Source organism: Myxococcus stipitatus DSM 14675 (assembly GCF_000331735.1).
Lineage (GTDB): Bacteria > Myxococcota > Myxococcia > Myxococcales > Myxococcaceae > Myxococcus > Myxococcus stipitatus.
This window is the reverse complement of record NC_020126.1, coordinates 5,970,147-5,987,826: the sequence shown is the minus strand read 5'-3', so window position 1 is coordinate 5,987,826 and position 17,680 is coordinate 5,970,147. Positions and strand designations below refer to the sequence as shown.

Annotated in this window: 15 protein-coding genes; 8 read left to right on the top strand and 7 right to left on the bottom strand. The window is 68.3% G+C overall.

What is annotated here, in order from left to right; genetic code table 11:
- Positions 1-5: 5 nt before the first annotated feature.
- Positions 6-1,169 carry a type II CAAX endopeptidase family protein gene (locus MYSTI_RS23075; RefSeq protein WP_015350202.1) on the bottom strand — a complete coding sequence of 388 codons (1,164 nt, stop codon included), beginning with the start codon at positions 1,167-1,169 and terminating at the stop codon, positions 6-8.
- Between the two features lie 126 nt (positions 1,170-1,295).
- Here MYSTI_RS23075 and MYSTI_RS23070 point away from each other — a divergent pair, with 126 nt between their 5' ends.
- The 3 genes from MYSTI_RS23070 to MYSTI_RS23060 are packed head-to-tail and all read left to right on the top strand — an operon-like array spanning position 1,296 to position 4,309.
- Positions 1,296-2,672, top strand: a complete 1,377-nt coding sequence (locus MYSTI_RS23070; protein WP_144370134.1) for a hypothetical protein — start codon at positions 1,296-1,298, stop codon at positions 2,670-2,672.
- Positions 2,673-3,857, top strand: a complete 1,185-nt coding sequence (locus MYSTI_RS23065) for a cytochrome c3 family protein (protein ID WP_015350200.1) — start codon at positions 2,673-2,675, stop codon at positions 3,855-3,857.
- Positions 3,857-4,309, top strand: coding sequence for an Ig-like domain-containing domain (locus MYSTI_RS23060; protein WP_015350199.1), 453 nt, complete (start codon positions 3,857-3,859; stop codon positions 4,307-4,309). The genes MYSTI_RS23065 and MYSTI_RS23060 overlap by 1 nt, the downstream gene beginning before the upstream one ends.
- Positions 4,310-4,335: 26 nt before the next feature.
- Here MYSTI_RS23060 and MYSTI_RS23055 read toward each other — a convergent pair whose 3' ends face one another.
- The 6 genes from MYSTI_RS23055 to MYSTI_RS23030 all read right to left on the bottom strand — a co-directional run bounded on the left by MYSTI_RS23055 (position 4,336) and on the right by MYSTI_RS23030 (position 12,897).
- Positions 4,336-4,833: a DUF6265 family protein gene (locus MYSTI_RS23055; RefSeq protein ID WP_015350198.1), complete on the bottom strand. Its 498-nt coding sequence runs from the start codon at positions 4,831-4,833 to the stop codon at positions 4,336-4,338.
- A 68-nt stretch (positions 4,834-4,901) separates the two neighbouring features.
- A complete protein-coding gene (locus tag MYSTI_RS23050) occupies positions 4,902-7,454 on the bottom strand; it encodes a 1-acyl-sn-glycerol-3-phosphate acyltransferase (protein ID WP_015350197.1) in 2,553 nt (850 codons plus the stop codon).
- A 14-nt stretch (positions 7,455-7,468) separates the two neighbouring features.
- On the bottom strand, positions 7,469-9,187 hold the full coding sequence (argS, locus tag MYSTI_RS23045) for an arginine--tRNA ligase (protein ID WP_015350196.1): 1,719 nt from the start codon (positions 9,185-9,187) through the stop codon (positions 7,469-7,471).
- Positions 9,188-9,263: 76 nt separating this feature from the next.
- Complete coding sequence (locus tag MYSTI_RS23040) at positions 9,264-10,955, bottom strand: hybrid sensor histidine kinase/response regulator (protein WP_015350195.1); 1,692 nt, start codon at positions 10,953-10,955, stop codon at positions 9,264-9,266.
- A gap of 102 nt (positions 10,956-11,057) precedes the next feature.
- Complete coding sequence (locus MYSTI_RS23035) at positions 11,058-11,786, bottom strand: HEAT repeat domain-containing protein (RefSeq protein ID WP_015350194.1); 729 nt, start codon at positions 11,784-11,786, stop codon at positions 11,058-11,060.
- Between the two features lie 94 nt (positions 11,787-11,880).
- Positions 11,881-12,897 carry a DnaJ C-terminal domain-containing protein gene (locus MYSTI_RS23030; RefSeq protein WP_015350193.1) on the bottom strand — a complete coding sequence of 339 codons (1,017 nt, stop codon included), beginning with the start codon at positions 12,895-12,897 and terminating at the stop codon, positions 11,881-11,883.
- 112 nt (positions 12,898-13,009) lie between these two features.
- Between MYSTI_RS23030 and MYSTI_RS23025 the strand changes: the two genes are divergently transcribed.
- From MYSTI_RS23025 to fusA, 5 genes are all read left to right on the top strand, one after another.
- Entirely contained in the window at positions 13,010-13,711 is a 702-nt protein-coding gene (locus MYSTI_RS23025) for a hypothetical protein (RefSeq protein WP_015350192.1), read from the top strand.
- Entirely contained in the window at positions 13,708-14,202 is a 495-nt protein-coding gene (rimI, locus tag MYSTI_RS23020) for a ribosomal protein S18-alanine N-acetyltransferase (RefSeq protein WP_015350191.1), read from the top strand. The genes MYSTI_RS23025 and rimI overlap by 4 nt, the downstream gene beginning before the upstream one ends.
- Positions 14,203-14,414: 212 nt before the next feature.
- Entirely contained in the window at positions 14,415-14,786 is a 372-nt protein-coding gene (rpsL, locus tag MYSTI_RS23015; RefSeq protein ID WP_043408969.1) for a 30S ribosomal protein S12, read from the top strand.
- Positions 14,787-14,928: 142 nt separating this feature from the next.
- The gene (rpsG, locus tag MYSTI_RS23010) at positions 14,929-15,399 is read left to right on the top strand and encodes a 30S ribosomal protein S7 (RefSeq protein WP_015350189.1); all 471 of its coding nucleotides are present in this window, start codon (positions 14,929-14,931) and stop codon (positions 15,397-15,399) included.
- A 148-nt stretch (positions 15,400-15,547) separates the two neighbouring features.
- Positions 15,548-17,626: an elongation factor G gene (gene fusA / locus MYSTI_RS23005; RefSeq protein ID WP_015350188.1), complete on the top strand. Its 2,079-nt coding sequence runs from the start codon at positions 15,548-15,550 to the stop codon at positions 17,624-17,626.
- Positions 17,627-17,680: the final 54 nt, after the last annotated feature.

The following is a 17,680-nucleotide window of genomic DNA, read 5'->3' as shown; positions in this document are numbered from 1 at the left end:
GGCCCTCACGGGCCGGGGCGAGGGTCCGCTCGCGTGTGTTCGCGGACCTGTCGCAGTCGCTCCTCCTGGTAGGCCTCCAGGGGGACGGCTCCGCGCCGGGCCTCGTCCCGAAGTGAGTCGAGTGCCTTTCGCTCCGCTTGCAGCCCCGGGGCCGCGTCCTTCTTGAGCGGCGTCAGCGGGTTGGCCGCGTCATAGAACTTGAGCGCGAGTCCCCGGCGGTCCACGACGACCAGCAGGACCAGGGAGAGCGTCGCCACGGTCACCCAGGGAAGCAGCAGCGTCGCGAGCGAGGGCACGGGCCGCGTCTCCCGGGCGGCCTCATCGCCGTGGACAGGCCCCGGGCCCCACACCGCCGGCCGGCGCCGCGCGAAGGCGAGCAGCCCCGTCAATCCCAACCACCCGAGCCCCGCCAGCCCCGCCACGGCCTGGATGCTGGTGTCCGCGTCTTCCGCCTCGGAGCCGACGGCCTTGGCGGCGAGGAACAGCAGGGAGGACACCAGGTTGTTGGCCGCGTGAGCGCCGATGCCGGGCCACAGCGAGCCGGTGCGCAGGTAGAGCCAGCCGAACAGCAGGCCCAGCTCCACGCGCGCGGTGAAGCCCACCGGGTCCAGGTGGAAGGCGCTGAACACCACCGCGGAGACCACCAGCGCCCGGGTGGGGGATGCGGGCGGGGCAGGGGTGATGCCCTTCTGGAAGATGCCTCGGAAGAACAGCTCCTCGCAGATGGGGGCGGCGACCGTCACCCCCGTGAGGATGATGGCCAGCTCCAGGGGCGTCTGCTGCTCGAAGAGGCGGGCCCCGTCGACCATCTCCTTCAGCCACTCCGGCGCGAGCTTCTGCGCGACGAACTGGATGGGGACCACGAGGGCGAAGAAGTTGGCGACACCCAGCAGGAAGCCGAAGCCCGTGCTCGCGAGGGGCACGGGGGTGAACCCGGTGTAGCGCGCGGGTTTCCATCCGCCCACGCGGGGCAGCAACCACGCCAGGCCCATGAAGATGAAGATTTCAGTGAACCAGATGCCGAAGGCCGCGTTGAGGAACTGAACCGAGCCCCCGACGAGGATGAACAACACCAGCGCCAGCGCGGCCCCGCCCAGCGCGAGTCCGCGTGGACTCCGAGGCTCCGGAGGCGGCGGCGCGGAGGGCCCTGTCGGCACTGAATCTTCCAATTTGTCGTCTCCTTCTTCCGAAAAGCTGAACTGCCCGGGACTTCATGTCTCTATACTGTCCACACCTTGACGTCCTACAACCTCGCTCGAACGGTGCAGCGGACGTGGTGGAAATCCCCTCGGCCCTTGGGACTGTGCTGTGCACTGGGGCTCGGGTTGGGTGCGGCGACGGCACAGGCCTCGGCGTTCCAGATTGAGGCGCGGACCGAGGCGCAGGCGTACCAGATTCGTTCGTGGCGTGGCAGCTCGGCGGATGAGCCGGTGTTGCTTCCCCGGCGGCGAATCGTCCAGTACCTGGGCCTCAACGCCTTCGAGCTCGCGACCGGTCAGGACCTGGGCTTCGAGTCCAACCTGCGCATCTGGGCGGACTTCGGTCTGCCCAAGGGCGAGGCCGAGCGCATCGACGGCTTGAAGTCCGAGGACGCGGAGCTGCTGCACGCCTACGTTCGCTACGCGGCCGGTGGCTTCGAGGGCCGCCTGGGACGGCAGATCTACGCGGACGTCTCGGACATCCTCGCCTTCGATGGGCTGCGCGCGCGCTATGTGACTCGCCTGGGGCTTGGCGCGGAGGTGTACGGCGGCCTGTGGGTGACGGGCGCGGGCTTCCTCGGGTCGTCCGTGTATCAGCCGGACGGGACGCGGGAGAGCGGGCGCCAGAGCCTCGACGCGGGGTCGGAGGTGACGAAGACGGAGCTGCAGCCCGTCTTCGGCGCGAAGCTGCTCTTGGAGGACGTGAAGGGCTTCAACGCGTCGGCCGGCTACCGCAAGTCGATGGTGGACGGGAAGACGGACATCGAGCGCGCCACGGTGGAGGCGCGCTACGGACGCGGGCTGGGGCTGAACGTCCTGGCGGGCGTGGACTACGACGTGCTGAAGGGCGACGTCGCGCAGGTGCGCACGCAGCTGCGCTGGGATGACACGCGCTTCGCGGTGACGGCCGAGGCCCTCCGCCTGTCGCCCGTGCTGTCCGCGGATTCCATCTGGTACTACTTCGCGTGGGCGCCTCGGGACGAAGCGCGGCTGCGCGTGGATGTCTTCACCCCGGGCCCGCTGCGCTTCTACGTGCAGGGCCTGGGCAGCAAGTACAACGAGAACGTCAACCCGGACCTGGCCCTCGCGGCGTACGTCGACGCGGAGGGCGCGCCGGAGTCCACCAGTGTCGGAGGCGCGGCGGGCACGGCGTGGCGCTCGGGGGCGTTCCGTTCGGCGTTGGATGTGACGTACCGGACGGGCTACGGCGGAGACCAGCTCTGGGCGGACCTCACCGGCGGCTACAGCTTCGACCGGGAGCGCATCACGCTGGACGCGCGAGTGTCCTTCGCGCGCATCTTCGACAGCTTCAACGCGCGACTGGGCGGCAACTTCTATGGTGCCCAGGTCTGGGCCAGCCGTGCGTTGACTCGCGCGGCCCGGCTCTCGCTGGTGGTGGAGCAGAACGTCAACCCCTTCTCTGATTCGGACACGAAGGGCTTCCTCCTCTTCGACCTGAAGGCGAGCTTGTAGATGCTTCACCGCCAGAACCGACACGTGCTGCTCGCCCTGGCCGCGCTCGCGACGCTGGTGGGCGCGGGGGTTGCCTGGGCCGCCACGGCCCGTGAGCGCAGCCTCGCCGTCTACCCGCCGCAGCATGTGCCGCTGCGCTTCGACCACGCCCAGCACCTGGAGGCGGGGGCCGAGTGCGCGACGTGCCACGACGCCGCCCGCGCCAGCACGTCCCCCAAGGACCGCAACCTCCCTGGCCACGAGGAGTGCGGCACGTGCCACGACATCGAGGAGGGCCGGAAGGGCAAGCCCACGGACCCGCCGTCGAGCTGCAACACCTGTCACCCGGGCTTCGACGCCACCGTGCGCAAGGAGCCCGCGAAGCTGTCGATGCCCGCGGCGAACCTGCACTTCAGCCACCAGCAGCACGTGGACAAGAAGGTGGAGTGCTCGGTGTGTCACGGCGAGATGAAGGACGTGAAGCTCGCCACGCGCAACCAGCTGCCGAAGATGGCCACGTGCTTCAAGTGCCACGACGGCAGCGCGGCCTCCAACACGTGTGCGACGTGCCATCCCACCGAGCCCTCGGGCCGGCTGCGGCTGGCCTTTGACTCAGGACTCCTGCGGCCCATGCAGGGCAACCCGCTGGGCATGGACCACGGTCCGCGCTTCGAGTTCAACCACGGCAGTCGCGCATCGACGGACCGGATGACGTGCCTGCAGTGCCACAGTGAGACTTCCTGCCAGACGTGCCACGACGGCATGCAGAAGCCGCTGTCCATCCACCCGAACGACTACATCACGCTGCACCCGGTGCAGGCGCGAACGAACTCTCCGCGCTGCGAGAGCTGTCACCGCGCGCAGTCCTTCTGTGTCGCGTGCCACGAGCGCTCGGGTGTGGGGATGGACGCGGACAAGTCGCTGCGCTCCCGCAACGTGAAGGTGCACCCGGACTACCGCTCCTGGGTGGAGCTGCCCGGGCCTCAGCACCACGGCATCGCGGCCTCGCGTGACTTGACGAGCTGCATCTCCTGCCACCGCGAGGAGTCCTGCATGAGCTGCCACTCCGAGCTGTCCTCGCGGCGGCAGATCAATCCGCACCCCGCGGGCTTCGCGCAGACGTGCAAGAAGCTGGCGTCGGCGAATGACCGCGCCTGCCTCAAGTGCCACACGACGGAGAGCCTGGCGCAGAAGGGGTGCCGGTGATGCGCGCGTCTGGACTGCTCGGACTCGCGGCGCTGGCCGCGACGTGTCTCTCGGGATGCCTCGAGCCGGGAGACCCCATCTACCCCGAGCGCGACTCGGTGCGCCCGAGAGTCGTCTCCACCGAGCCCGGCTCGGGCGAAGTCCTCGCCTCGGGCGCGCCCCTGCGCATCACGTTCTCCGAGGCGATGGATGTGCGGAGCCTCCGTCCGGGCATCGCCGTGTTCACGGGACGCGACGAGGTGCCGCTGACGCTGACCGCTCCCGAGGTGCCGGAGCTGGATGCGAACGTGGAGCGAGGCGACGTCGAGTACACCGTGGAGGCCGTCGCTTCGGAGGGCTCTCCGTTGCGGCCCGACACGCAGTACACGCTGGTGCTGCGCGACGTGCTCACGGACTCCGAGGGCAACCCGCTGGGCAGTGAGGTCCGGGTCGTCTTCCGCATGGCTCCGTGAGTTGTCCGTCGTGCTGAGGACCTCGGCTACATCCGGGTGAAGTGGAAGTCCTGCGCCACGGGCTTGCCGTCCTTCTCGCCTTCGATGCGCGCGCTGAGGTGCGTGGGGGAGAGGCGCTCGTAGCGGATGTGCTTGGGGTGCTCGTTCTGGAGGTTCTCGAACAGCACGCCGCTGCTGTTGCAGCGCACCAGCTTGAAGTCCGTACCGGGGCGGCCCATGGGCTGGGCGACGTAGTAGAGCCCGTCCTCGCGCGCCTCGATGCGCATGTACTCGAAGAACACCGTCTTGCCCTGGACGACGGCGCGGCTGACGCCCATCAGCGTTCCGCCATCCGCGTGCGTCCAGTGCTCCTCGAGGGTGTTGGGAGCTGTTGCCTGAAGCCAGCTCCCGGAGAGCCAGCCGAGGTCATGGATGGAATCGCCGCAGGTGCGCGAGGGCGTCTCTCGCTCGTGCGGGCCGGACTTGCAGGCGAGGAGGGGGGCGCCGCACAGCGCGAGGGCGGCCAGATGGGAGCGGGTGAGCATGCCCCATCCTCCCATGTCGCTCCGACGGGCCGTACCGTCGTTGGCGCGGCCCGCCGTCTCCAGCGCACCTAGCGCTGGATGTACGCGCGGATGCTGTCGGCGAGGTTCCCCCGCGCCTCCACATCCACCGCCTGAGGACCCAGCTTGAGCTTCTTGTCCTCTTCGACGAGGAACTTCTGGTCCAACAGGTACGCCACCGCGTTCTCCAACGTCACCTTGGCGAGCGACTCGGCGGCGGTGATGCGCCCCGCGTGGTACTCCGCGCGGCCCGTCTCGAGCGCCAGCCGGATGAACGCCTTGCGGTCCTCGGCGGTCCCCGCGGCGACGTCGTTGAGCGTCATCGCGGCCAGCAAGTACGACTCCAGATAGTCGCGCAGCAGGTCGGCCAGGAACTCGAGGTCCGGCTGTGCATGGGGCTCGGGTGCGACGCGGAGGCTGTCGCCCTCGTGCATCACCAGGCCCATGCGAATCAGCCGCTCCACGGTCTCCGCGAAGATGGTGTCGAAGGTGGTGTTCACCCGGTAGATGAACTCCACCTTGAACAGGCGGGAGAGGAAGAGGGCGCGGGCCTTCACGGCGTCGTAGGACGCGGAGGTGCCGGCGGCCAGCATGGCGTTGGCCACGAGGCTGCGCGCGGCCACCAGGTTCATCAGCGTGTTCTTGTAGAAGGACATCTCCGGGCGGCGGGCATCCTCCACCTGGTAGATGACGTCGCCCCGGGCCTCCTGCGTCCGCACCATCTCGTCGTCGATGAAGGTGCGCATCGCGTCCTGGATGGGGCCCATCGTCTCGGGGTTGCTGGGGGCATTGCCCAGCTCGCGCGACTGGGGCGCGCCATCCTCCTGGGCGATGCGGCGCAGGATGCTGATGCGGTCCGCCATCTCCCGCTGCGTCAGGCCCCGGCGGCGGTGCGCGAGCAGGGTGGTGCTCACCAGCGCATGCGGCGTCACGGTGGACACCTTGCTGATGCCGTACATGACGCGGTTGCCGAGCGCGCGGACGAGGCCCTTCTTCTGCTCATCCGTGAGGTCCTCCTCCGGATTGAGGCCGCGCTCCTTCATGAACTCGCGCAGGGAGATGGGCTCGTCGAAGCCCAGGTGGATGCGGCCGTAGCGGGCCGCGAGCACCTTGGGCGTGCTCAGGAGGGCCTTGAGGTCCTCGGGCTTCTTCTCTCCGCCGGCGAGCTCCTTCGAGTAGCTGCCCGACTCGACGACCTTCTCGTAGTCGATGGCGACGGGGACGAAGTACAGGTCGTCGCGCGCGCCCTCCAGCACGGACTCCACCTGCCAGGTGAACATGCCCAGCTTGGGCAGGAGCAACTTGCCGGTGCGCGAGCGGCCACCCTCGGGGAAGAACTCCTGGTTGATGCCGTCGTGCACGAGCTTGCGCACGTAGGCCTTGAACGCGGCCGCGTAGACCTTGTCGCCCTTGAAGGAGCGGCGCAGGAAGAACGCGCCACAGCGGCGGAAGATGCTGCCCAGGGGCCAGAAGGAGAGGTTGGCGCCCGCGGCGACGAGCGGCACCGCGTAGCCGCGATTCCACAGCACCCAGCTCATCACCAGGTAGTCGACGTGGCTCTTGTGGCTGGGGCACAGGACGATGGGCGCACGCGCCGCGGCCTTGAGCGCGCGGTGCAGTCCCGCCTCGTCGATGTGCATGCCGTCGTAGATGCGATTGAACACCCACTCCAGCACGGGAGAGACGAAGGCCAGCGTCGTCGGGCTGGGCTTCGCGGCGATGGCCTCCAGGTTGCGACGAGCCTCGCGCAGCACGCTCTCCGGCTTGCGGTGGGCCTCGGCGGCCTGCTCGTCCACGACCTTGCGGAGCTGCCGGTCGCGCAACGTCTCGTCGATGAACCGCTCGGGCGGCTTGGCCGGCGGACCGAACACCGCGCGAGTCTCCCGCGCCAGGTGCACGTGCAGGGTGCTGCGGACCTTGCGGGCCAGCACCTCGACGGAGTCCTTCGGGTTCTGCTCGACGAAGGCCCGCAGGTCGATGGGCTCACCCACGCGGAACTGGGCCCGCTTGTAGTTGCGGAAGAACGCCACCATCGAGTGGAGGAAGCCGGGAGCCTCGGGGCTGCCGAACAGCACGTCGACCCAGTTGGGCTTGAGCCGCGCGCTGCGCTTCTCCCAGACGAACAACTCCGGCACCAGGTACACGGGCCGGTCCGACTTGCGAGCCATCTCCACGAGGGCGGGGAAGGGGTCCTCGTGCGTCTCCTTGCCGGAGGCATGCAGCAGGGCGGTGCGGCGCAGGAAGACCAGCGCGCTGCCACCCTGCTGTTGGGCGTACTCGAAGCGCTCCTGGAAGGGCCCGGACTGCTTCGTCTGCCGCCAGGGCCGCGTGAACCAGGGGCGCAAGTTCGCCACGGCTCGGATGGGGGGCAGCGCCCGCCGCACCATCGCCCACGTCAGATAGAGGAAGTTCACCCACGCCGTGGAGCGCATGACATGCACCACGAACCCCTTGGCGTGCAGGCTGCGCAGCTCGTCCTCTGCCTCGGGTGGGAAGTGGACGCTCTCGAGATAGCGCGCACCCAAGGCTCGGGCCATCGGGCCGAACTCGGTCTTCAGCAAGGACCCACTCTGACTTGAGGAATGCGACAACGCGGTTTCCAAACCAGCCCCCGGGGCTACATGTTCTCGGGCGTCGGAATGCCCAACAGCGTCAGCCCCGCCGCGAGAGTAACCCGGGCCGAGTCCGCAAGGGCGAGTCGTGCAGAACGCAGCGCGTCATCCTCGGCGAGGATGCGCTTGGTCCGGTCCTGATTGCCGAGCGTGTAGTAGCGGCTGAGTGAGGCGGCCACGTCCAGCAGGAGTCGCGCGACGAGGCTGGGCTCGTACTGCTCGGCCGCGTCGAGCACCACCTCGGGCAGGCGCATGATTTCACGGACCAGGGCCTGCTCCTCGGGGAGCGTCAGCAGGCTCGCGTCGTAGCTCGCGGGGGCGCCGCCGCCCTTGCGCAGCACGTTGACCACGCGCGCATGGGCGTACTGGAGGTAGATGCCCGTGTGGCCTTCGATGCTGAGGACCTCGTCCCAGTCGAAGTTGTAGTCGCTGGCGCGCTTGTGCTTGAGGTCACCGAAGGCGATGGCGCCCAGGCCGATCTGCTCGGCGAGCTTCTCCGGGTCGTCCGTCGTGAGCCGGCCCGCCTCGATGTTCTCCTTCACCTTGGCGGCGGCGCGCTCCTTGGCCTCGTCGAGCACGTCGTTGAGCTGGACCACCTGGCCCTTGCGCGTGCTCATGCCGTGGATGCGGCCGAAGGCCACGTGGACGCAGCGCTCCGCCCACGGCTGGCCCATCTCCGTCAGCGTGCGGAACAGCTGGCGGAAGTGCAGCGCCTGGTCCTGCGCGACGACGTAGAGCGACTTCTCGAAGTGGAAGCGCTCGTAGCGGTCCTCCGCGGCGGCCAGGTCCCGCGTGGCGTAGAGCGTGCTGCCGTCGTTCTTCTTGAGGAGGACGGGGGGCTCGTTCTCCGCGTAGGGCATGTCGACGATGAGCGCGCCCTGGGACTCCTTCACGCCGGGCTTCTGGGCGATCTGCTCGATGACCGCGTCCATCTTCCCCTGGTAGCGGCTCTCTCCCTCGATGTGCTCGAACTCGATGCCCATCCGCTGGTAGATGACCTTGAAGCCGCGGATGCTCGTCTCGCGGAACTGGTTCCACAGCTTGAGGGCCTCGGCGTCGCCGGCCTCCATGCGGCGGAAGAAGTCGCGCGCCTTCTCGTCGAACTCGGGCTCCGCCTTCGCGCGGGCGTTGGCCTTGACGTAGACCTCCACCAGGTGACCCATGTCCTCGATGCGAGCCGGGTCTCCGTACTCCTGGAAGCCCACCGCGACGAGGCCGAACTGCTTGCCCCAGTCGCCCAGGTAGTTGATGCCCTCCACCCGCCAGCCCAGCGCGCGATAGATGTTCGCGATGCAGTGGCCCAGGAACGTGGTGCGGATGTGGTGGAAGCCGATGGGCTTGGCGATGTTGGGCGAGGAGTAGTCGATGGTGACCGTCTTGCCCTTGCCCACGTCGGAGTCACCGCCGTAGCGCGGACCCGCGGCGCGCGCGGTGTCGAGGACCTCGGCGGTGAAGGGCATCGCCATGAAGCGGGCGTTGACGTAGGGGCCCACCGCCTTGATTTCGAGCCCCGGGACGCTGAGCGTCTGGGCCAGCCCCGCGGCGATGGCGGGGGGCGCCTTCTTCTGGGCCTTGGCGAGAGGGAAGGTGGCGAAGCTCAAGTCCCCGTGTGTGGGCTCGGCGGGCTTGACCTGGGCTTCGATGTCGGCGGCCGGCACGCCCAGCGCGGTGGCGAGGGCTTGTGCGAAGGCGGCGCGGTACTTGGAATAGACGGAAGAGCTCATGGGACCGAGCGGATACTAGCCAAGCCGAGGTGGCATGCGGCCACCTCTTGTTCGTTCCGCGGTCCATTCCGTCCCGCTAGGGGACGGCTGGGGCTCGTCGGCTGGGCCGCACCACCGCCGCCACCGTGTCCAGGAGCTTGGGCAGCTGGAGTGGCTTCTCGAAGAAGCCGTCAATGCGCTCCAACCCCTGTCCGGACGTGAGCGAGGCCACCTCGCTGGCACCCGAGATGATGTACACGACGATGTCCGCCAGCGACTCGGTGCCACGGATGAAGCGGAGCACCGACTGCCCGTCCTCCTCGCTCAGCCGCAGGTCCAGCAGCACCATGGCCGGCCGGATGTGAGACAGGATGGAGCGGGCCTCGGAGGCACCCGAGGTGGCCATCACCCGATAGCCCTCTTGCTCGAGCACCTGCTGCAGCACCTCCCGGCAGTCCGCGTCGTCTTCCACCAGGAGGATGCCGCCCGCCTTGGGAGCCGCCTGGTTGAGGTCCGGCGAGCTCACGGCCCCGGCGAACATGGGCAGCACCATCTGGAACGTGCTGCCCTCGCCGAGCACGCTGGTGGCCTCCACCCGTCCCCCATGCAGGGCGACAATCTTCCCGACGAGGGGAATCCCCAGCCCCGCACCGGGAGGCCGAGGCACCCCCGGCTGGGCCCGGTAGAAGGCATCGAACACGTGCTCGAGCGCCTCGGCGGACATGCCCGGGCCGCTGTCCTTCACCGTGAGCGTGGCGAGCCCGTCCTCGGTGGAGATGCTGACCTCCACGGTGTCATCGGGCTCGCTGTGGTGGAGGCCGTTCTCGACGAGGTTGTGGACGGCCTCGGCGATGCGCTCGCGGTCTCCTCGGACGAAGACCTCGGGGCAGGGGGGAATCGTCACCCGCACCTTGCAGTGCTCGGCGACGACGCCCAGCGCGCGGACGACTTCCTCGGCCACGGCCTTGAGGCCGAAGGGGCGCTGGTTGAGCTGCATCTTCCCGGACTGAAGTCGGGACATGAGCAGCAGGTCATTCACCATCCGCAGCATGCGGTCGGAGTTCCGGTCGCAGATCTGCACCGCGCGGCGCTGGGAGTCGGTGAGGGAGCCCAGCTTCTCGCGGCCCATCATCGCCAGGTACGACTTGATGGTGGTGAGCGGGTTCTTCAGGTCGTGCGAGACGTTGCCGAGCAGCTCCTCGCGGTTCTGCTCCAGGCTCTTGAGGCCGGCGATGGCCGTCTGGAGGTCCTTGTTGCGGCGAGCACTGTCATCGCGGAGCCGGGCGACCTCGTAGGCGGCGGAGAGCTGCGCGGCCAGCGACTGGAGCACCGGGTCGGAGACGGTGCGGCGCGCGCCGAGCACCACGAGGACGCCCGTGACGCCATGAGGGCTCTCGAGCGGCACGGCGAGGGTCTCCGAGTCGCGCAGCAGCTTCTTCTCGGAGAAGGCGCGGCCGACCACGCCTTCACCCGGGACGGCGGCGATGACGCGGCTGTCGTAGCGGCCGCGGACATGCTCGATGTGTAGCTGCTCCCGGGAGGGGAAGTAGCGAGCCACGTAGCAGACCTTCGGCTTGAGCAGCGCGTGGAGGGTCTGCAGGTGGGCGCGAAGGGCCTCGGTGGGCCCCGCGTTGTCGGTGAGGTTGCGCGCCATCTCCAGGAGGGCGCGTGCAACGGTGTCGGCATCCGCCGGGGGGGCGGGCTTCACCGCTCGACGGGTGGACTTCTTCGAGGGGGTGGGGCGCAGCGGCACGACCTCTGCCAGGACCCCTTTCTTCTTCGAGCGCACGGGCCGAATCCTGCTTCAGGTTCCGCACGCGAGGAAACGGCCCTGGTGTGCAGGGCCATCCGGAGGACAGTGGCCGTGTCGGCTGGCCGACACGAGGGTTCGTCAGGCGCGGCGCTGGATGCGGCCGTCCTTGTCCAGGACGAACGGCTCCACGAGCAGCGGCTCCACCTGGTTCCGCTTGTCCGCCACGCTGAAGCCCGAGTCAGCCAGGGCGGAGAGCGCGGACGTCTGCACCCGGCGCCCCGTCTCCTCGGCCGTCAGGAGCTTGAGCATGGGCTCCCGCGCCGGCTCGTACTTGAGCGAGGCGAGGGCCTTGAGCGCGGCGATCTTCACGTCGTCCGACATGTCCTCGAGGAAGGGGAGGACGGCGGGAGCGATGCGCGCATCCTCGCGACCGGTGACGTGGTGGAGGAGGACGACCTTCTTCTCCGGGTTCTTCGTGTAGTGCGCGGACAGGTGCTGGAGGGCGTTGACGCACGCTCCGGTGACCTCGTCCTCGCTGACCAGCTCACCCAGGAGGCGCAGCGCCCAGGAGGTGGCCGGCTCCGTCTTGCTGAGGAACTCGACGATGGGGGGGACGGCGTCCTTGCCGAAGGACTTCACCAGCTCGAAGGTGTGCTCCTTCTCGTCCGCGTCCGTGGTGAGCGGGTCCACGGTGATGGTGAAGCGGGCGAGCAGCACGGAGACGGCCTCGGGATGCTTCATCTCCCCGAGCTGCTGGATGGCCTTCTGGCGGGTCGCCGGGTCCCCGTACTTCTGGGTGACCTTGGGCTTGAGCTTGAGGGCTTTCTCGGGCCCCGAGCCGCCCGTGAAGATGTCTAAGAGGCCCATGTGCGCTGTGCTCCGTTTCCTGCGGCGACGTGATGAATGGAAGGTAGAGGCGCCGTCTATGACGGGGCGGCGCCCAGGACAAGAGACAAGAGGGTCAGAGGGTCAGCTCGCGACGCACATCGTCGCTGTAGGCCCGGGACAGCGTTTCCGCCGCGGCCCGTGCCTCGGGGGTGTCCGTGTCTGGCACCTTGACCTGGAGGTGCAGATACAGGTCTCCGGGCGCCCCTCCCTTGAGGGAAGGGACTCCGCGCCCTTTGAGACGCATCTGGCGCCCGGACTGGGAGCCTGATGGAACCTTGACGGTGACTTCGCCCTGGAAGGTGGGCACGCGGACCTCCGCGCCCAGCATCGCCTCCGAGACCGTCACGGGGAGGTCGACGTGCAGGTCGTCTCCCTCGCGGCGCACCAGGGGGTGCTCCACCACTTCCGTCTCGATGTAGAGGTCCCCGGCGGGCCCGCCCCGGAGGCCCGGGGCGCCTTGGCCGGCCAGTCGCACCTTGGAGCCGGTCTGGACGCCAGCGGGAATCTTCACGGTCAGCCGGGTCGGCTCATCCGGGCCTGTGCCCGTGCGGCTCGGGCGGGTGACGGAGAGGGTGCGCTCGGTGCCGGTGACGGCCTCCGCCAGGGTGATGCGGACCTGGGTGGACAGGTCATTGCCTCGCTCGGGGCCCGCGGCGGGACGGCGTCGGCCCCGGCCAAAGACATCCCCCACGTCGAAGCCCGCCCCGCCGCCTCCGGCGCTCGCGCCTCCCCGGCGTCCGAACAGGTCGTTGAAGAGGTCCCCCAGGTCGAAGTCCTCGCCTCCGTAGGGGATTCCGCCGGCGCCGCCCCGAGAGGCCGCGGCCCGGTATTGGCGGTAGGCCTCCGCCTTCTTCTCGTCGAAGCCGATCTTCTCCGCGTCCTCGCCGAACTCGTCGTAGAGCTTCCGCTTCTTGGGGTCCGACAGGACGTCGAAGGCGGAGCCGATCTGCTTGAACTTCTCTTCGGCGGCCTTATTTCCTGGGTTGACGTCGGGGTGGTGCTGCCGCGCGAGCTTCCGATACGCCTTCTTGATGACGTCTTCGGAGGCTGTCCGGTCCACGCCGAGGATCTGGTAGTAGTCGTCCGCCATGAGTTCCCGCCGAGCTGTACGTGGCTGAAAGTAACCAGTCGGTGGGAGGGCGCCAGCAAGGACTGTTCGGCTGGCCTGCGATGTATAAAGTCGCCGAAAGATGAGGGAGGCCATGGCAGCGCCGCGCCAAGCGGGAGCGGGTACCTTGTGGCTGGCGGGCTGGCTCCTCGTGGCGCCTGTGTCGCAGGCATGGGCCCAGGGTGTCCCCGCGGAAGCGCGGGGGCGGGTGGTGGACCGGGTGGTCGCCATCATCGAAGGCCGGGTCCTGTCCCTGAGCGAGCTGGAGTTCGAGGCCCGGGTGGCGCTCATCCAACGAGGGGGCGTCCAGGCGCTCGATGTGCCCTTGGATGAGCAGACGCTCAGAGGGGCGCTGGAGTTGGTCATCAATCAGCGGGTGCAGGTGCTCAACGCGGACCGGCTGCAGGCGTTCCCGGCGGAGCCCTCCGAGGTGGAGGCGAGGTTGGAGGTGTTTCGCGTGCGGGTGGGGGGCGCCGAGGCCCTGGAGCGATTCCTCGCGCGGAGCGAGGTCGACCTGGAGGGGCTCAAGGCGGTGCTGGCTCGGGGGCTCAGGGCCGAGCGGGTCCTGGACAGTCGCATCCGCCTGCGGGCGCAGGTAGGGGAGACGGAGGTCCGCCGTTACTACGAGCAGCACTCCGCTGAGCATCCCGGGGACTACGAGACCGTGCGCGACACCATTCGAGAGAAGCTCTTCCGTGAGCGCTACGCGGCGCTGGCGGTGGAGGAGCTGGCGCAGGTGCGTGCCTCGGCTCAGGTGCGCCGGGTGGCGCCGTTCACTCGGGAGGCGAAGCGATGAGGCGGCTTCAGGAGGACCTGGAGCCCCGCCTGTCGCATGGTTTCTCCATCCGGCGGATGACCCTGGACGACCTGGCGGCGGTGATGGCGCTCGAGCAGGCGGCCTTCAAGAACCCCTGGTCCGCGGAGCTGCTCAAGCGCGAGCTGGAGCACGAATGGTCCACCATCCTCCTGGTGGAGGAGCCTCGGGAGTCCGTGCCGCCCTTGCTGCTGGGGTTGGCCATCTTCTGGATCGTCCACGACGAGGTCCATGTGCTCAACGTGGCCACCGCGCCCCAGCACCGGCGCAGGGGCGTGGCCCGGGCCGTGATGGAGGAGGTCCTGGAGCGGGGGAAGGGGCGGCGGTGCAGCCTTGCCACCTTGGAGGTGCGCAAGAGCAACGAGCCCGCGATCCAGCTCTACCGCTCGTTCGGCTTCCGGCCGGTGGGCATCCGTCCGAACTACTACGCGGACGAGCGTGAGGACGCGGTGGTGATGGTCCTCGACTTCTGAGCGCACGCGGAGTAGAGGAGCGACCCGTTGTACGCTGGGCAATCGAGTCATGGGGAATGAGCTCCTGGGCGCCGACCTGTTGGGTCTGCGTCAGGCCGTGCTTGACACGGAGGGGTCGGTCCCTATACTCGCGGCCCTTTTCAGTAGTCCTGTAGGTAGATATGCGCCGCCAGTTGTCCTTGGCGGTGGCAAACCCGAAGAACGAGGTATCAGTGCCGACCATTAGCCAGCTGGTCCGCAAGGGCCGCGAGAAGCTGAACATCAAGGGCAAGAGCCCCGCGCTCAAGGAGTGCCCTCAGAAGCGCGGCGTTTGCACCCGCGTGTACACCACGACTCCGAAGAAGCCGAACTCGGCCCTCCGCAAGGTGGCCCGCGTGCGTCTGACCAACGGAATCGAAGTGACGTCCTACATCCCCGGCGTGGGCCACAACCTCCAGGAGCACTCGGTGGTGATGATCCGCGGCGGTCGTGTGAAGGACCTCCCGGGTGTGCGCTACCACATCGTTCGTGGAACGCTCGACTCCGTGGGCGTGGCGGGCCGCAAGCAGAGCCGCTCCAAGTACGGCGCGAAGCGCCCGAGCTGAGAGCAGACCACCTTCGTTTCAGAGTCCGGACGTTGAGCCCCACACCCTGGGGAGCGTCCTCGCCGTTTTCCTTCAGCAGCTCATGAAGCCCTGGCAGCAATGCTCTCCACTGGAGAGTGGGGCGTAAGGGAAGAGAGAAGAGATGCCTCGTCGTCGCGTAGTCGCCAAGCGCAAGATTCTTCCGGATCCGAAGTTCCAGGACCGGCTCGTCACCAAGTTCGTCAACGACCTGATGCGGAAGGGCAAGAAGTCCATCGCGGAAGGCGTTTGCTACGGAGCCTTCGCCCTCATCGAGGAGCGCGCGAAGGAGGACCCCCTCAAGACGTTCAAGAAGGCCCTCGACAACGTCAAGCCGGTGCTGGAGGTGAAGAGCCGCCGCGTCGGTGGCGCCACCTACCAGGTGCCCGTCGAGGTCCGTCAGGACCGTCGCGTCGCGCTCGGGATGCGCTGGATCATCCAGTACTCCAAGGCGCGTGGCGAGAAGACCATGCAGGAGAAGTTGGCCGGCGAGATCATGGATGCCGCCAACAACCGCGGTAACGCGGTGAAGAAGCGTGAAGACACGCACAAGATGGCGGAGGCCAACAAGGCTTTCGCGCACTACCGCTGGTAGGCCTGACGGCTTCGCGGTGTCCCGCCCGGGTGCAGATGGTGCATCCGGGCGGTTTCTTTAGGTGAAGCAAGTTCTCTGAAATCGCCCGGGTGGGAACGTGAGACGGGGCCCGCAAGCCCTCCCGCCCTCATGGAGAGGTACCGACGCAATGGCTCGCGAGCATCCCCTGGAGCGCTACCGCAACATCGGCATCATGGCGCACATCGATGCCGGCAAGACGACCACGACCGAGCGGATCCTCTTCTACACCGGCGCCATCCATCGGATGGGCGAGGTGCATGAGGGGACGACCACCACGGACTGGATGCCGCAGGAGCGCGAGCGCGGCATCACGATTACGTCTGCCGCCATCACCGCGTTCTGGAGCCGCGGCGACCAGCGCTATCGCGTCAACATCATCGACACCCCGGGGCACGTCGACTTCACCATCGAGGTGGAGCGGTCGCTGCGCGTGCTGGACGGGGCCATCACCGTGTTCGATGCGGTGAACGGCGTGGAGCCGCAGTCGGAGACAGTCTGGCGCCAGGCCGACCGGTACAAGGTCCCTCGCATCTGCTTCATCAACAAGATGGACCGGGTGGGCGCCGACTTCGAGATGTCCGTGGGAACCATCCGCGAGAAGCTGGGGGCCCGCGCCGTGCGCATGCAGCTCCCGCTGGGCGCGGAGGACAAGCACCGCGGTGTCATCGACCTCGTCACCATGAAGGCCCTGGTGTTCGTCGACTCGGAGCAGGGCAGCCGGTACGACGTGGTGGACATCCCGGAGGACCTCCTCGCGGAGGCCGAGCTCGCGCGCGCGGAGCTGCTGGAGGCCGCGGCCGAGCAGGACGACGCGCTGACGGAGAAGTTCCTCGAGGGCCAGGAGCTGACGGAGCAGGAGATTCGCTCCGCCATCCGCAAGGGCTGCGTGGGACTGAAGCTGTTCCCGGTGTTCTGCGGCTCGGCGTTCCGCCACAAGGGCGTGCAGCCGCTGCTGGACGCGGTGATTGACTACCTGCCCAGCCCGCTGGACATCCCGCCGATTCACGGCAAGACGCCCAAGGGCGAGGACGCGGTGCGCGAGACCCGCGACGACGCGCCCTTCAGCGCGCTTGCGTTCAAGATCATGAACGACCCGGCGTTCCAGTCGCAGACGCTGACGTTCCTTCGCGTCTACTCCGGGAAGCTGGAAGCGGGCACGGCGGTGTGGAACTCGGTGAAGGGCAAGCGCGAGCGCGTCAGCCGGCTCGTGCAGATGCGCGCGGACAAGAAGGAAGAGCTCACCGAGTGCTACGCGGGTGACATCTGCGCGGTGGTGGGGCTGAAGCTCGCCACCACGGGCGACACGCTCTGCGACGACAAGCAGCCCATCGTCCTCGAGCGGATGGAGTTCCCCGAGCCGGTCATCGACATCGCCATCGAGCCGAAGTCGACCGCGGACCAGGAGAAGATCATCCAGTCCCTGCAGCGGCTCGCGGCGGAGGACCCCTCGTTCCGGGTGAAGACGAACGAGGAGACGGGGCAGACCATCATCGCCGGCATGGGCGAGCTGCACCTGGAGATCATCGTCGACCGCCTCCTGCGCGAGTTCAAGGTCGACGCGAACATCGGCAAGCCGCAGGTGGCCTACCGGGAGACCATCACCAGCCAGACGGAGGCGGAGGGCAAGTACATCCGTCAGACGGGGGGCAGGGGACAGTACGGCCACATCTGGCTGCGGGTGATGCCCAACGAGCCGGGCAAGGGCTTCGCGTTCGAGAACAAGGTCGTGGGCGGCGTGGTGACGAAGGAGTTCGTCGACGCCGTGCGCGAGGGCGTCGTGGAGGCCCTGCAGAACGGTCCCGTGGCGGGCTATCCGATGGTGGACGTGAAGGTGGAGGCCTACGACGGCTCCATCCACGACGTGGACTCCAGCGAGATGGCGTTCAAGATCGCGGGCTCCCTGGCGTTCAAGGACGCGGTGCGCGCGGCCTCGCCCGTGCTGCTCGAGCCCATCATGAGCTGCGAAATCGTCACCCCCGAGGACTTCATGGGCGACGTGATTGGCGACCTCAACGGGCGCAGGGGCAAGGTCTTGGGCATGACGCCTCGGCCGGGGCGCACTCAAGCCATCCAGGCGCAGGTCCCCTTGGCCGCCATGTTCGGGTACTCAACGGACCTGCGCAGCCGCAGCCAGGGAAGGGCGACGTACACGATGCAGTTCAGTCACTACGCCCCCGCGCCGAAGAGCGCGCTCAATCGGTACTGAGCGACTTGGTGGGCCCCCATGCGGGCGATTTCAGTTGACGTTGTGGCGGGTTTG